We start from the raw sequence: 15,333 nt of genomic DNA, 5'->3' as shown, positions 1-15,333 counted from the left end.
AGGACGACACGGGAATGCTGATGGCAGACCGGCTATCGAGCGCCTCCGAGTTTCTCCGCATTCTCCGCCACCGCATAGTGGTCCCACCCTCCTCGGTCAGTACAGATTATGTGGGAGCGCCAGACCTTCGTGCCGGGCTCATTTGGTTGATGCGTCAATCACCATTCGCTCCGCTACACCAGGACGCGGTACAGGTCGAGATGCCAAAGGGGCTTTTCACGAACGACACACGCTGGAACGGATTCCGCTGGTGGAGTCAGGCGCTGGGATTCAGTCAACCTGCGTTGGCGGTGCTGTCGAAGGTGCCCGATCAGAAGGCAAAGATCGTGCCGGACCCGACCGAGGCAGTCGTGGATGCGATTTGCTTTCCGTTTGGTGAACCCCTGCCGCGGAACACAGCACTCCCAATCATGCGACTGTTGGACTTCCTAAGAGCGGAGTTGCCAGTGCTCCCGGGACACGCGAGTGCCACATACGACGGGCTGAAGGACGCGGATGATCACGGTGTTCGGGTGCTTGGCCTAGCACTGTCAAGTGCGGAGCAGCGCGGAATCCTCACAATGGCGTATCAGTCGGACCCGTCCGGGGTGGTGGCGCTCCCCGATGCACACGACTTTGGACGCAGTCGGTATGTTTCAACTGTGACGATCAGGGCAAACGAATGATGAACTCACAGGTCAACTATGTTTGCTGGTCGCCAGAGGTTGTCTCGTCGACGATCCCAACAGAGGCTGCGACTCCCTCTAACGAAGTGCTGCTGGCAACGCACGCACCACTGCGCGTAACGCGTCGAATCGGTTCCGGAGGCAGCAACCAAACGTCCAATCTCATCAGCGAACATCAGGTCCTCGAGGAGTTCCTAACCTCGAAGCCGAACAACGGTGTCCTGGTCGCGACTGTTCTCGGTGAGTCGGGCGCGGGCAAGTCTCACCTCGTGCGATGGGTGAACGCGAAGATCCCGCGGACGGTGAACAGGCACGTCGTGTATCTCCAGAAGACTGAGACGAGCCTCAAGGACGTAATCGAAGCACTGTTGGTGGACCAGAGGGATCCGGAGTTTGAGGAGATCCGTCGTAAGGCGTCCAGTCTCGGCAGCGGCATGACGCTGGACGAGATGGAGCACAAGATTCTCGCTGAACTTGCAGAGGCCCTTCGGAGTGCCCGAGCAGAGAATCCGTACGCAAGAGCCCTTGTGGGCGACGATGGCCTTCGCTTGTTCTTCACCGACCCTCTCTTCGAGAAGCACCTACTCCGTGAGGGTTCTTTTGTTCGTCGGCGGGCCCGCCATGCGCTGAGGGGTCGCGACGCAGACGAGGGTGACATACCTCTGGAGTTCACGGCGCAAGAGTTGCCGCTCGACATCGATGACTATGCCAACATCCAAGATGCTGCCGCAGCCACGCAACGTCTGTTTCGCCGACTCGTCGGTGCGCAGTCGATGCAGGCTGAGGCCGTACGCCTGATCAATGAAAACCTCGACGTCGCGGTGATGAAGGCAGCGAGCCTCGCCGTGGGGGACATCGGGCACGCGTTCAAGATGATCCGCGAGAAGCTCGTGGGGGACGAAATTATCCTCTTGATCGAGGATGTTGCTCTAATCCAGGGAGTCCGACGCGACCTTCTTGATGCGGTGATCGAGGTCGGGGTTATTCAGGGCGTTGAGCGATACGCGACAGTGCGAACGCTCATGGCTGTCACCCCAAGCTACTATCGCGAACAGTTGCCTGAGACGTTTCGACGACGCTCCGAGGCGTCGTCTCCCATCTATGAGGTAGATGTTGATCTGGAGAGCAAAACGGCGACGGAGGATGATTTGATCGACTTCGTCGGCCGGTACTTGAACGCGGGTAGAGTCGGAAAAGCCAGGCTCGAAAGCGAAACACCTGACGTAGCGAACGCGTGTACCTCTTGTCAGTTCCAATTGTCTTGCCACTCGACGTTCGGAGCATCTCGGCAGGAGTACGGACTGTACCCCTACAACCGGGCAGCGATTCTGCGAGCAATCCGTGCTTGCGTCGAGCCGGACTCGGGGCGCGGCGGCTCATACTTCAATCCGCGTAAAGTGCTGTCGCGCGCGGTGCGACACGTCTTGACCGAGAACGCCTCCACGATTAGAGCGGGAGCTTTTCCGCCATCCGACTTCCTCGCCGACGAATCCGCCAAGAGCGGACTGCCTCGTCTGCCGGTCCACATTCGCGAGCAAATCGAGGACGAGTTCTCCGGTGGCGAGTCGGGACGACTCGAGGCGCTCGTGACATTCTGGGGTCGGGTTGGAGCAGAGCCCGTTTCGGATGGCATTCTGACCGCGTTCTCGCACCCGGCGTTGCCTGTCGAGATCTACGATCTCGAGATGCGCACGATCGATGATGGATTGCTGCCACACGCGTCTGCTGTCGAGAAGACCAGTGAAATGCGCCCCTCGGTCCAAAGTCAACTTGCAGCGATCGAAGCCTGGTCGCAAGGCAAGCCACTTCCTCAGCGTATCGCTGCGGAAATGCGCAGCATTTTCCGCGAATCTTTACTCGCGCGCATCGATTGGTTTGACCCCGTAATCAAGGAACCAGATTCCGCAGCGGTCACGAGGGCGGTCCCGAATAACTCACGCAGTATCTCCATTGAGGGAGCAGCAGCCGAGAGTCTTGCCAAGGGCACTACGCCGTTGTTGCGGCTCGAGAGATCGGCTCGAATGGCCGTCACCTTCAAGGGGCTCACATTACTAAACGCCGGCTTCCCTGAACGAGCAAGCGATGCGTTGCCTCGTGTGGATGGAATAGTGGTGCCGATCATCGCTGCCACGAAACAACGGATTGTCGACGCCCTCCAGGTCTCCGATGCAGAACTCACCGGTGCGATGGCGTCGCTCCTTCGAGGTGCGGCGGCTTGTGGCATGGTTCCGCAGAAGCCGACCGAGCTTGACATTGTGTCTGCGAGTCTTTGGCGGGACACGGCCCCAAGGACCGATAGCGGGTCGCGGTTGTCCGAATGGACAACCGCGTATCAGGAATACGTCGCAGCGAGGAGTGTTGTGATAGACCGGTTCCTGGGCGGCGTTGGAGCAGCGCAGGGAGTGACCGGGGCCGTTCACGCTATCGACTTTATGCGTTTGTCAGAGATCGCTAAGAAGTCCAGAAAACTGGCGCTCAGTGATACCGATCTTGAGGTGCCGGAATGGTGCCAGGAATCCGAGAGCAAACTCCGGGCCCTAACTCGCCTGTCTGGCCGGCAGATGGCGCACTGGCAGGGTCTCATCGACACAATACGAATTCACCTGCCTGGTGGATCGTTCGCGGACGCGATCGACGCTATCGAGTCGGCCGTACGCGAGGGGCAATCGCAGGGCCTCGTTCCTGTTCCGGACCTTGCAGTTCTTCCAGCGAAGAACACAGCAGCGCGGTCGCTCGACTACAAGTGCATCATCGAAACTGAACGACTTCTTGTGACTGGCTCGGCTTTGACTGGCGCGAATCTGTATCAGGCTGTCGGGGCGACCGTCGGTGGTGACCTTCAGGCGATATCCGACTACCTCGAGTTCAGCGCTCAATGGGTGACGGCGGGAATCGCGCGGGCCGGGAGCAGCGGCGGCCAAGCCGCGGATGTCGATGACTCGCTGGACGAAGTCATTGCTGAGTGGTTCCGTGTTGTGGGAGAGGTTGAGATTGGTGAGTAGTAGTGCGGCGACCATGTCACTGACGGACCAGGCGCGGCGTCTGGCGGCCCTTGCGCGCGCCAGGCGGGAGTCCGAAACTGATCTGCAAGATCAACTACGACTACAAGGCCAAGTCTCGAAGTTGGCTGACGAGATTGGCGCGCTGAAGACAATATTGAAGACCCATCGGGAGTTGGCGGCCATTGGCGTTCCGGTAGCGGAACTGCCCGACTTGGCAGTCGCCCCGAGCGAACTCCGCGGCTATATTGACCGGATTGGTCGACCTAACTGGCAGTACCTGAGCGCACGGGTCACGTCGCTTTCCAAGACGCATGCCAAGGCGGCTGAAGCAGATGCGCAGTCTTGGACGTCCTGGGCAATCGGCGAGATCGCGCGCCTGCCTCGCGAACTGGTCCCGCGCTTGGGAGCCGAGCGGAGCGCAACGGAGTCTCGCTTGACGACGCTTGAGCGGCTCGCGAGTAGGCCTCCCACTCTCAGTTCACCGGCGGAGTTCCGGATGCTCTTGGGCCGTGTCGCAGATGACCTTGAGAATGTGGAGAGCGCCGGTGTTGACGCCGTCTTGTCCCGATTCATCCAGGGGCGTATTCGCCTGTCCGACCTCAGCGATGATGAGTTCGAGTTGTTGAGGTTGGACGAGACGGTCCGAGACCAGTTGTACCTGTCGCTGTCATGAGCCTTGATCCGTGGGCAGGCGTTCCCGAAATCCTCAGCCGGCTGGAAGACCGCGAACTGCCCCTGCTTTCGTGGGGCATTGTCGACGGATTCTTGAGTAAGCGCGATGTCGAGAATGTAATTGATGCCCAACTTGACGTGGACGCCGCTCAGGCCGACGTGCCACTTCACTCGGTGGACGGGTATCTGCAGCGTTTGCTCGACACAGGTCTCCTTCATCGCCTCCCTGATTCCACACCGAAGTATCGGACCCGCCTTGCTGAAACGCTTCGACTGCTTCGGACGCTGCGACAACTGTGGCAGCCGAACGACACTTCCATTCCTGGATGGTGGCGGCAGTCGAGCAGCCTCGTTGCCGACTATCGCCTGCGCGTCACACCACGTCGTTACCCCCGGCGCTGGATCACTGCCGATGACGCGGTCGCATCATTGGCCACCACTTTGGGCTGGTCGAGTGGCGGCGCCGGCGTTCTGAAGCGCATGATCGGTGACGGCCGACTCGCCACGTTCCAGGTGGATGCGACAGCCTCGATTCTTGAGGGTCTCAGATCGCCTCGTCTTACGGGCCGCATCGTGACGGCCGGGACCGGTTCCGGCAAGACACTCGCTTTCTACATTCCTGCCCTTCTCGATATCGCGGCCACTGCCGACGTGAAGCGTTCGGGCCCGCACACGCTCGCGCTCTACCCACGGAATGAACTGCTTCGCGATCAGGCACGTGAAGCATTGCTAATGGCGAGTCGCGTTGGGGGTCTGAACGGAGCGGGAACGCGCCCCGTCCGTATTGGCCTCCTTTACGGCAGCACGCCGAATGCGCGCGATCTTGACGGAAATCGCGGGCGTGCGGGGTGGAAGCGCAAGGCTGCGGGATGGGCCGCTCCTTACTTTCCGTGCCTGACGGATGGGTGCTTGGGCCAAATGGTGTGGCTTGACACCGATCGTCGAGCGGGCAATGAACAACTGAAGTGTGATACGTGCGCGGTCGAAACCCTCCAGGGGGCGCTCGCCATTACAAGAGATTCGATCCGGCAGCACCCACCCGACATCCTTTTTAGTTCGACCGAGATGCTCAGCAAGCAGTCCACCAGTTCTGGGCTCGGAAGAGTCCTGGGCTGGAGAGGACCGACTGGCACTCGGATGATTCTCCTCGACGAGACACATACATATTCGGGTGTGCACGGGGCGCAGGTCGGCCTGATGCTTCGTCGTTGGCGTCACGCAAACCGGCAGTGGAACGTCGAGAGTCCCGTGATCGTCGGCCTCTCTGCGACGCTGCGCGACGCCGGCGACTTCTTCTCGAATCTAACAGGGGCCGGCCGGAGTGACGTCGAGGTCATCGCGCCGTTGCCCGAGGAGCTTGAAGCGACCAGTCGCGAGTACGGAATCGTCCTACGCGGAGATCCCGTATCAGGCACCGCGCTTCTTTCGACGTCAATCCAGACGACCATGCTTGTTGAGCGAATGCTGGACACCATCCCTGGTGTATACGGCTCCGTCACGTTCGCATTCACAGATGACCTGGATTCGATCAACCGCCTATACGACAATCTTCGAGACGCAGAAGGGCACTCTCCACGAGGCCGAGCGAGAGGCACCGTACTGGCCAATCTCAGAAGCCCCCGCGAGCCACAGGCGGGGCCGCGATACCTTGATGGCCAATCGTGGGATCTGCCGGCACACCTGCAACGTCTGGATCGGGGTCTCAGTATCGCGAGGACTACCTCGCAGGACTCAGGCGTCGATGCCAGCGCTGATGTCGTCGTGGCGACGTCGTCTCTGGAAGTCGGGTTCAACGATCCGCGGGTGGGCGCCGTTATTCAGCACAAGGCCCCCCGAGACCTCGCGTCTTTTCTTCAACGTCGCGGGCGAGCAGGACGCCGCCTTGCCATGCGTCCCCTTACCGTCGTCGTCTTGTCCGACTACGGCCGCGACAGAATCGCCTATCAAACGTATGAGAAACTGCTCGATCCAGAAATCGACGCGCGGTCGCTCCCGATCAACAACCGCTTCGTCATAAAGATGCAGGCCACCCATGCTTTGCTTGACTGGGTGTCTCGCAGGACAGGGGCTGACACGAGGAAGGTACTGACGCCGCCAAAGGATTCGCGATGGCCAAAGACCGACGAGGTACAGAAACTGCTTGCGACGGTCATTGGTGACGCCTCGCTGCAGGAGGAACTGGCCGAGCATCTTGCTCGCGCACTCAGGCTGGCTCCCGATGAAGCGCACGCGGCGCTCTGGGAGGAGCCACGTTCGTTGATCCTCTCCGTCATCCCGACTGCACTCCGGCGGCTTGAATCCGATTGGATACCTTTGTCGGGGCAAACCGACGCGGGTGCCATCCCCTGGACTCCGCTCCCGGAGTACATGACGGACACGCTTTTCGGAGCGCTTAACACTCCGGATGTCGCGTTCGACCTCCCCCCAAACTTCGGTGACGATCACCCGACAATGCCCATCTCTCAAGCGCTGCGTGAGGCCGTTCCCGGGCGGGTGCGTCGACGATACGGGTACGCACATGCGTCTCTGAGCACCTGGCTCTCGATACCGGACGCCGGTTCGGGGCTGCCCCTCAATCGTGTCGTCGCGAAAGGCCACGCGCTCGGCCAATGGTCGACGTCGAATGGGGAGACATTCACGGTCGTTCGTCCTCTCGCGCTGAAGCTCGTCGCTCCGCCGCGAGCGGTTGCTGACACCTCCAACGCACAGCCGCTTTGGCGTTCTGCGTTCGAGGTCCCGGAGACTGCGCTGTATCGCATGGACCTGCCGACGCCCTCGGTATGGTCGAGTCTCATTCGTGGGTGTTCGTTCGCCCTCCATGTGGGCGGAGGCCCACTCCGGGTGCGCCGGATGGCCATCGGTTCAGACGGAGAACTGACCAACCGCGACGGCTCCACAATGCCGTTGCACGTGCGTTACGAGCACGGGGGCTTGCCAGCGGCGCTTGGCTTCGAGTTGGACGTCGACGCGATGGTGATCGATGGGGCCTTGCCTAGCAATCCCCGGGATTACCTTGGGGACTTCTCGGAGTCACCCGTTGGCCGGACGCTTCTCTTCCGGCGAGTTGTGCTCGAGGATGAGCGGCTTGACGATGTAGCCAACGCTTTCCAAAGGCAGTGGCTCACCGAAGGGTATCTCCATGCGTACGTGCAAGCGGGGCTCTCAACCGATGACGTCAAGCAAGTGCCGGCCGATCTCACCGGGGGCAGATGGTCGGCCGACCTTCAACAGTTTCTTACGCTCGCGTATAGAGCCGACAATGCTGGTCAATTGGGGCAGACGCGCACATTGACGGCACTGACCGCTCTCGCGGCCAATCCGCTCGTCCAATCCGTGATCGAGGAACACGCAAGGTTGCTCGTGGCTGCTGATGTACTGGGGTCGACTTCAACCCTGCTGGATCGGGTTTTCGTCGACACGATAGCGAACGCGGTCCTCACCGCGGCAGAGGAGGCGCTTTCCGACTCGCAGGACGGCGATCTAGCCGTTGACGTCGTCCTGTCGCCGTACGACAGGTCGTTCCGGATCCTCGTGTCGGAGACGTCGATCGGCGGGCTTGGGCTCATGGAGAAGCTGCACCGGGATTATGCGCTAGACCCGCGCCGATTCTGGGACTCAGTCACACGCGCGACCACGGCAACCGAGGCCGAGGATGTCGACGAATCGATGCAGTCCATCGTGGCTGCCCTGATTTCGCCGGATAATGCGATCTCGCGAGGAGTCCATAAGTTCCGCGCAGCGGACGGAATCGATGAGACGGACGGTGCGCTTCGCGAACTCCTCGCGTCGTGGACGGATTTGGAAGGGCCCCCGTCTCACCTCCTTGTGTCGACGCTTGCAGCGCGAATGCTGCGACCGGGATCTTCAACCGCGATTGATCAGATCGTGGCAGCACTCACAGCGGCGTGGGTTCGCGAAGAACGCAGACTCGGGATCGAGATCGACGCGCGAACACTCACCTACCACGCGTCGCGTGGTCAACTCGGAGTCGATCTGGGGCCTCTCAGCGCTGATGCTGCTTTCTCGCTCCTGTGGCTGCGGGGGCCTCAGGCGCGTAGTCAACGTCTTGAGCATTGGCATCCCTACCAGTCGAATGTCACTATCGAGCGGCGCATCGTCGAGCACGTTGTGCGCCAGAACACACCGGTCGTCGACGTAACGAAACCGGACTGGGTCGTCAAATACTCACGTGTCCTTGAGAGCAACGGCCGGGTTCTCCTGAGCTCCCCGTATATTTCGAGAACGCATCTCGCGACCGGGCTTCGAATTGCAGTCGTAACGCCGGTGGAGCGAAACGGCCTCCGAACCTATGCGCGCGTGATTGCGTTGCGGCAACGAAATGGCGTCGTGCTTGCGGAGTTGTCGCTTGCGGAGGAGTTGCAGTGAGCGGAAGAAGAAGGATGGTGCGAACGCGACCACGAAACGGCCTCGCGATCGGTGATGTGCTCACGGCTGCGATCGTTTCTGAACTGTGCTGGCCAAGTGAGGAGCTTTGGTTGGTGACTGGGTGGGTGACGGACATCCCCGTGATAGACAACGCGGAGCGGCAGTTTGACTCGGTAATGGGAGGCGAGCCTCGATCGCAAATGACTCTTAGCGAAGTGCTGGGTACCCTGACCAAGCGTGGCACACAGCTGCACGTCGCACTTCGCGAAGAGGATCACAATCAAACGTTCATAGATCGTCTGCGGCGGACGAGCGCGACAGACTCGCTACACGTCTACTCGAGCGCCGACCTACACGAGAAAATGATGGTGGGCTGGTCTTGGGTACTGAAAGGATCTATGAACTTCACCTGGAATGGCGTTCAGCGGAACGAAGAGAGTCTCGAGTTCGAGGTTGATCAGGCCGAGGCAGCAAGGCAGAGGCTTGAGCTGCGCACTAGGTGGATCGGTGGATCGGCATGAATTCGATCAGCGATGATGAGTTCACTACGCGATTCTTTTCAGCCCCGAACACTGCATGGCCAGGGCACGACCCAAACGTCCAAACCGCCGCGATCCTAGAACCGTTCCTCGCCGCCCTGACAAGGAGAGGCGAATGCCCGGTCATCTTGCCAAGGCGTGAGGAAACATGGACGGCGGCCTGCTACTACGTCATCTGCTGGGACATTGCACATGCTGGACGGGTCCGAGCGATGCTCGATGCCGCAACGTCGAACTATTGGGCACCGTTCGATGGGCGCGTAGCGCGATTGAACGGAGAGGATCCGGTCGACGCCGCGGTCCTTGACCTCGTCGGTCAAGGAACGACTTTTGTCTTGCGCCCGGAGCCGAGGACTGCTGGCCCGATCTACAAGGCATTCGCTCGCCTCGTTCGATCGCTCGATGGCGTGCCGCTTCGAAGCCCCACCCATCCAAGACCGATCGGTCGGATGCTTCGTGAGTTCGACTTGGCACTCACGAGCGGTGCAGCGGAGACGTCAGCGCAACTCCTCCAGGAGATCGAAACGGTTGGTGGTATATCCCACGAAAACGTAGCGTTCCTCCAAATTCGTCGCATGGCGCGGTTGGGTAGAGACGCCGAACTCCTCGCACATGGCTCCCTCCCGACCCTTGTATATGCGGAGCCTCCGCAACTGGTGCGAGAGGGTATTCTCGGCGCGTGGATGCGGGTGCATCTAGACCGGCCGATTGTTGAGCGAAACATCGAAGATGTTTTCAACAGAATTCGCCAGGCGAATCCTGACATCGCCATGCTCGTCGACACACGAATGGCGCGAACACTCGATCCCGACGCGGCGACTCTCGGCGGATTGGTCGCCCTCGCAAGGGGCGATGCCGGATTGACGGCCGCGTTCGCGTCAAACAGATCTATCGATGAGCCCGTTCGTCGACTTCTCCTCCAGTTCGGAGAACGCAACCTTCCGCACGTCATCGAGACGGGCCACAACTCGAACGTCGCCGAGTCTGTGACTTCACTTGATGTTGATGTTGATCTCGAACCCGAAGCCGTAATTGAAGCCGAGCCAGAGACCGAAGTCGATGCCGAGTTGCATGTCGAGGCAGACAGCGCGGCTGACGGTGCGCAAAAGATCGCCTCTTGGATCGATTGGGCTCGCGCGACAGGGACTGGCACACCTGTCATGATCGAGATGGATCAGGCGCGATCGTGGCCGGCGGTGTCGACCATCGACTCAGAACTCGCTGAGGTCATCGATGATCTTGATTGGCTCGCGACCGACGATCTCTTGTCAGGAGTCGCTTACTTTCTTGAAGTAGACGACATCGATCGGCCGGCGCCGAGGAGCGCAGAAGCCTTGTTGCGCAGATACTTGCTCAGCGATCGTTACGCGCCGCATGATCTCGGTGCGATCTGCTCTCTGCTCGAGGTATTTCTTCGTGGCGCGCCCGGCTTGGCGAGGTATCGAGAGGTACTCGGCGATGTTCGGGCTACTTCGGATCAGTGGGTGGCAATTGGAACGGCTTCACGAGCCCTTGACATGGCAGACGCCGTTGCGCTTGGCCCTACCGTGGATTTCGCAGCGCGTTCCGACTTTGTAACCACGTTGCTCTCACCGTTGAATCAACAAAAGCGTCGATTGCATGACGCAGTCCGCGGACTTGCCGGACTTGTAACCTCCGACGTCGGCTTGGACTTCGACTGGTCTGTTCCCAACTCAAAGGAGGAAGCCGGCCCGGATGTTGTCCCGGCGGTCACTTTGCGGATCTTGCTCTACAGCTTGGACGAGGGAACGCTTTCGCGGGTGCAGAGCGCTATTAAGCAGACGTGGCCAGGGGCGAGCGTTCGTACTTCCTCAGACAAGGACGGAAGCCCGATGCTCAAGCAGCACGCGAGAAATTCGGAACTCATTATCGTCGCTACAAGGAGAGCCGCCCACGCGGCGACCGGGTGTATCGCTGACAATGCTGGAGCGGCACTGATCCGCTACCCCGACGGCGCTGGGTCCGCATCGATGCTCCGAGCGGTCGCGGAGGGCGTCGCGGAATTGACGGAATGACTTCGGGTCCTGACGCCGGCTCAGCCCTGAGTAGTGAGTGTTCCGGAGTTGCGCACAACCCGGAGTAGATGGCTCGTCAGCAGACGCACATCGGTCGGCGTGTTCTGGATGCCGTTCCAACGGCGCACCTGGTCTGACCCAAAGTTCCAGGTGCCGTCAGTCCACGCGCAGTGTTCACGCAGATCAATGAGTATGTCTTCAATGCCCAGGCCGGGCAGTTCTGCCGCAGGAACCCCTTCGGTCAGCGAATCCATGACGTAGCCGAGGGACTGGATGCCCGCCCCGTGCGTGAGGCGCGACTTTCTGGGTGGAAGTTCCCACGCTCGTGGGAAGACGCGTGCGACTGCGCCCCAGAAGTGGTTGAGATGCATCAGGATTGAGGGGATGTCACCGGTGCCGTTTTCAGGATTCCGGTACTGATATAGAGAGCCCTCGTAAAGGCTATTCTCGATCATCTTGAGGACACTGTTGTCGCGGATGTAGCCGTTTGCCATCGTTGGTGTGCTGATCCGTCCCGTGAACGGTCCCTCGCCGCCACCGGCTCCGAAGTTCAATAGGTTTAGCACGGAAGCCGGCAACCGGCGGCGGGCGTACGCGGCGGGCAGTTCCGCTGACGTTGTCGGGAGGAGTTCGTAGATCAGGCCCTTGGGCAGGGGTCGAGTGTTGTTCACGAGGATGAACTGCGATCGCTGCTCAGCTTCGTCCTTCGCGATAAATCCGACAGCCGCCACGGGGAACTCCTTCACGTCAGCGTCGCGAATCGCCGCGCTGCGTTGCTGGCCGTCGACCAACCATGCGGGCTTTTCGTCATCCGCCAGTTCGGAATCGATCGGAATTACCAAATGTCCCACAGTCGAGTAAGCGCCGTCGGCGACGTCGGCATCCAACGCCTTGAACTCTACCCGCGCGTCGAACGCGAGGACGATTGCATTGGGCAGGAGCGCAGCATCGGTCTCGAGGTATCGACGTATTGCGCGAATGTGCGAGAGAACCTCGGGACGTTGGTAGCCCGCCAGAGTCTGATCAGTGCGGTGGACGCGACTTACCGCGGCGAACTCGTGCACCTGCTTGCCGTCGACGCCAAACGCGAAAATGAACTGGTTGCCCTGACGAATACGGATCGCGGGGAGCACAATCTTCTGCTTAGACATAGGTAGGGGAAGCGCTCCGGTCGGTAAGGGCAGTTACTCTGCCAGCGAGGACGGTCAGGTTGTGGAATCCGCGGCGCTTGTTCCGCTCGGTTCCGCGAAAGATTGCGACTTCGATGCCATGTGTTCGGCATAGCCGACATCGGCAGTCAACCCATGGTGCCGCGACAAGCGTCTGTTCGTAGGCGGGGAGGTAACTCTTCTTCGTCCCTCCGATGACTGCCTCATAGTTCCCGAGCGCTTCGAGGGCGGAGTCGATACCCGGACGGGAACCGTCCATTGCTCGAAGTGCTCGAAGTGCTCGCCGCTCAGCCGCGATCGCGTCTTGTTGCGAGACGGTCCCGGCAAGGATCGCGCGTCGAAGCGCGGGATTGCCGTCGACTTGCGGCACCCGAATCGCGACGTATGCACCATGCGGGGTATGGAAGTTGTTTCGATCGTCCATGAATGCTTGCCGGAACGGCGAGGTGCTATCGAAGCTCGATACGCCAAGATGTGAGAACTCGTCCATGGCATCGACACGTGTCAGGCCGAGGAGATGTAGTTCGGTCGATCGATGGCGGACCTTCTCGATCTCGCGAAGGCACTCAAGCACGTCCTTCGTCTTGAGGGGAACCATGCCTCCGAGTGCGATGCGGGTGTAGCCGGATTCTTGAAGTCGCTTGACACTGTCGGCGTAACTGGCAGGACTCCACCCCTGCGCGGCGCCAACGGCTGCAATCTGGGAGCCCCGTTCCTCGACTCGCCGTAGGAAGTCGGCCGCGAGTTTCTGGGTCAACTCGCGTCGCCGGATCCAGGCCGGATCTACGCCTTCGAGTCCAGCCGTGGCCTCGTAACCGAAAATGATGTGGTCGACGCTAACCCCCTCATCAAATCCGCACTCTTCATAGAAATCGAGAGTTTCGTCGACGGTGACGGGCGGAACCTCCTCTGTGACGTAGTTGAACGCCCCATTGTCGCCGAGGGTAGCGATGCCTTCCGGCAGTCGGAAGAAGCGTCTGACGCCCATCCGGTACAGACGTGCTCGCTGTGAGGAGGTGTATTTTCCGGCCCCTGAGGCACTGCCATCGACGATCGCCTTACTAACGAGAATGCCGTGGTACGGCGGTGAGTCGAGGACCTCGTGTGCGTAGCGGTCGTCACGCTGGCGGACACGCGTCGGCAAATACTCGTCGTGCTCGAAGTCGTACGTCGGGCTGACGAGGTCCTGGCTGTCGGGAAAGTAGAACTTCAACGCGCCGCCGATCTCTCGGCAAGATAAGCACGGGCCAGGAAGTTTGAGAGAGCGCTTATGTGTCGGGGTGTGTTCTGGAGTTCATTCCAGGGAAGACCGAGATCGGTCCATGAGCCGCTTGTCCAGTGGCACATGGGCGCGATTCGACCGACTTCCAGACGTGCCTGAGCCGCGGCATCCGCAGAGTCAATATCCACATGCGCCATGACGCGCTCCATTAGGCGTCCCATTGCGCGGATTCCGACACCACCCATGAGGCGTGATTCCGTCGGGTTCTTGCCCCACGCCACAGGGAACGTGTCACGGACCGCGTTCCAGTAAACGAGGAGGGCGCGTCGGATCCCTTCGGTGTCGGTGGTGCCGGCGGCGATGTTCCGATATGGGAAGAGCACTCCCGACGGAGACTCAACGGACTCCCGCAACGCTTCGACGAGTCCGGTGTCGGTCACAATCGCACTGGGGCGACTCTCGGTTGCCGTCGACGCACGTCGAACCAGTCCGTAGAAAGGCGATTCTGGGTCGGAGTTGAGCATATCTACGAGGGCGGATGGCAGTCGTCGGGTGGACATTCGCGACGACGGTACGCGTGCGATCTCGGGTAACAGTTCTGTGACCAGCCCGACGGGCAGGGGTTGTACGGTATTGACCCTTAGGAACTGCTCGCGCTGCACCTCGAGATCGTCGGTAACGAAGCCGGCGACGGGGACTGCAAGTCGTCGATTGCGGGTCCGAGCGAGCGCGAGACTTCGCTGCTGACCGTCGACGATCCAAGCCGGGCGAGGTCCGCCCTCACCGTTGACGATAGGAATCTCCAGAGTGCCAGCGGTCGCGAGTCCGTCACTCACGGCAGGGCCTCGGCTGGACTTGAAACGAACTTCCCGAGGCAACGCGAGGATAAGACCGTTGGGGAAAAGGACGTCGTCGCTGTCGAGATACTCCTGAATCTGATTTACATGCTTGCGCTTTTCTGGACGTTGGTAACCGATGAGCTTGCCTGCTTCATCCCGTGAGATCCGTGCCACATCCGCGACTTGATCCACTTCTTCTGCCGCAAGGGTGAAGAGGTAGAGCGGGATCTCTCCCTGGACTACTCGTAGAGCCCGTCGCTCAATCCATTCGTGTGTCACGATGCCCTTCCTCGAGCGCTCTCGAACAGTTGCACGAAGCGCTTCTGCTCACATGCGTAACCGTTCTCTCTCAGCGAGCGGAGCGCCCGAGTCTTGCTAATGTCCGGTTCCTGAACGCGGATAAGACGGACCGCTTCTAGGACTTCCTGGTCCGAAAGTGGGGTCCGATCGTAGCGCTCGTGTCGGCCAACACTCATTGTCCAGTTATACCAAGACTCACGATCGCGGGATGAATCGATCATTGTGGTCGTCAACCGCTCCATCCATGCGACAGCGGTCCGCATGTTCAGTGCACCGAGAGTGCCACCTAGCGCCGATCTCAGGCTGGCATCTGCTGGCAACCGTAGGGTGGGTGCAATTGCGGCTGAGCCGCCGATTACGAGTACCGGGTTCGTGACCGCCGTCTTTGCGACGGTCGACGCAAGCACGTCTGAGTATCGTTGTGAGAGAACGAAGAGTGTCGGGACGCCGATAGGAAGTTCGCCTCTAGACCCGTTCCACTCGTTTAAATCGTCCCACCACGT

Annotated in this window: 8 protein-coding genes; 5 read left to right on the top strand and 3 right to left on the bottom strand. The window is 60.4% G+C overall.

Annotated features, from left to right (window positions below):
• The first annotated feature begins 661 nt into the window (after positions 1–661).
• Genes dpdH through dpdD form a run of 5 tightly spaced genes read left to right on the top strand, consistent with a single transcriptional unit; the run spans position 662 to position 11,300 of the window.
• Positions 662–3,667, top strand: coding sequence for a protein DpdH (gene dpdH, locus JF52_RS0106265; protein ID WP_200880957.1), 3,006 nt, complete (start codon positions 662–664; stop codon positions 3,665–3,667).
• A 13-nt stretch (positions 3,668–3,680) separates the two neighbouring features.
• Positions 3,681–4,340 carry a hypothetical protein gene (locus tag JF52_RS0106260; RefSeq protein ID WP_033105466.1) on the top strand — a complete coding sequence of 220 codons (660 nt, stop codon included), beginning with the start codon at positions 3,681–3,683 and terminating at the stop codon, positions 4,338–4,340.
• Positions 4,337–8,725 carry a protein DpdJ gene (gene dpdJ, locus JF52_RS0106255; protein WP_033105465.1) on the top strand — a complete coding sequence of 1,463 codons (4,389 nt, stop codon included), beginning with the start codon at positions 4,337–4,339 and terminating at the stop codon, positions 8,723–8,725. Before JF52_RS0106260 ends, dpdJ begins: the two co-directional genes overlap by 4 nt.
• Positions 8,726–8,739: 14 nt before the next feature.
• On the top strand, positions 8,740–9,246 hold the full coding sequence (gene dpdK, locus JF52_RS18000; protein WP_033105464.1) for a phospholipase D-like domain-containing protein DpdK: 507 nt from the start codon (positions 8,740–8,742) through the stop codon (positions 9,244–9,246).
• On the top strand, positions 9,243–11,300 hold the full coding sequence (gene dpdD / locus JF52_RS0106245) for a protein DpdD (protein ID WP_033105463.1): 2,058 nt from the start codon (positions 9,243–9,245) through the stop codon (positions 11,298–11,300). Before dpdK ends, dpdD begins: the two co-directional genes overlap by 4 nt.
• 20 nt (positions 11,301–11,320) lie before the next feature.
• On the opposite strand, the gene dbpB (JF52_RS0106240) is transcribed toward dpdD, so the two are convergent.
• From dbpB (JF52_RS0106240) to dbpB (JF52_RS0106230), 3 genes are read right to left on the bottom strand one after another with little or no spacing between them, the layout of a single operon-like run.
• Entirely contained in the window at positions 11,321–12,451 is a 1,131-nt protein-coding gene (gene dbpB / locus JF52_RS0106240) for a DGQHR domain-containing protein DpdB (protein ID WP_033105462.1), read from the bottom strand.
• Positions 12,444–13,682: a tRNA-guanine transglycosylase DpdA gene (gene dpdA / locus JF52_RS0106235; protein ID WP_033105461.1), complete on the bottom strand. Its 1,239-nt coding sequence runs from the start codon at positions 13,680–13,682 to the stop codon at positions 12,444–12,446. Before dpdA ends, dbpB (JF52_RS0106240) begins: the two co-directional genes overlap by 8 nt.
• Positions 13,679–14,809 carry a DGQHR domain-containing protein DpdB gene (dbpB, locus tag JF52_RS0106230; protein ID WP_033105460.1) on the bottom strand — a complete coding sequence of 377 codons (1,131 nt, stop codon included), beginning with the start codon at positions 14,807–14,809 and terminating at the stop codon, positions 13,679–13,681. The genes dpdA and dbpB (JF52_RS0106230) overlap by 4 nt, the downstream gene beginning before the upstream one ends.
• Positions 14,810–15,333 lie beyond the last annotated feature (524 nt).

Source organism: Microbacterium profundi, from assembly GCF_000763375.1.
Taxonomy (GTDB): Bacteria; Actinomycetota; Actinomycetes; order Actinomycetales; family Microbacteriaceae; genus Microbacterium; species Microbacterium profundi.
Note: the sequence above shows the minus strand (reverse complement) of the source record. Positions and strands in the feature narration are given on the sequence as shown.

Coding starts and splice junctions, on each gene's coding strand:
- dpdH (WP_200880957.1), top strand. CDS start 662: ATGATGAACTCACAGGTCAACTATGTTTGCTGGTCGCCAGAGGTTGTC.
- JF52_RS0106260 (WP_033105466.1), top strand. CDS start 3,681: ATGTCACTGACGGACCAGGCGCGGCGTCTGGCGGCCCTTGCGCGCGCC.
- dpdJ (WP_033105465.1), top strand. CDS start 4,337: ATGAGCCTTGATCCGTGGGCAGGCGTTCCCGAAATCCTCAGCCGGCTG.
- dpdK (WP_033105464.1), top strand. CDS start 8,740: ATGGTGCGAACGCGACCACGAAACGGCCTCGCGATCGGTGATGTGCTC.
- dpdD (WP_033105463.1), top strand. CDS start 9,243: ATGAATTCGATCAGCGATGATGAGTTCACTACGCGATTCTTTTCAGCC.
- dbpB (WP_033105462.1), bottom strand. CDS start 12,451: ATGTCTAAGCAGAAGATTGTGCTCCCCGCGATCCGTATTCGTCAGGGC.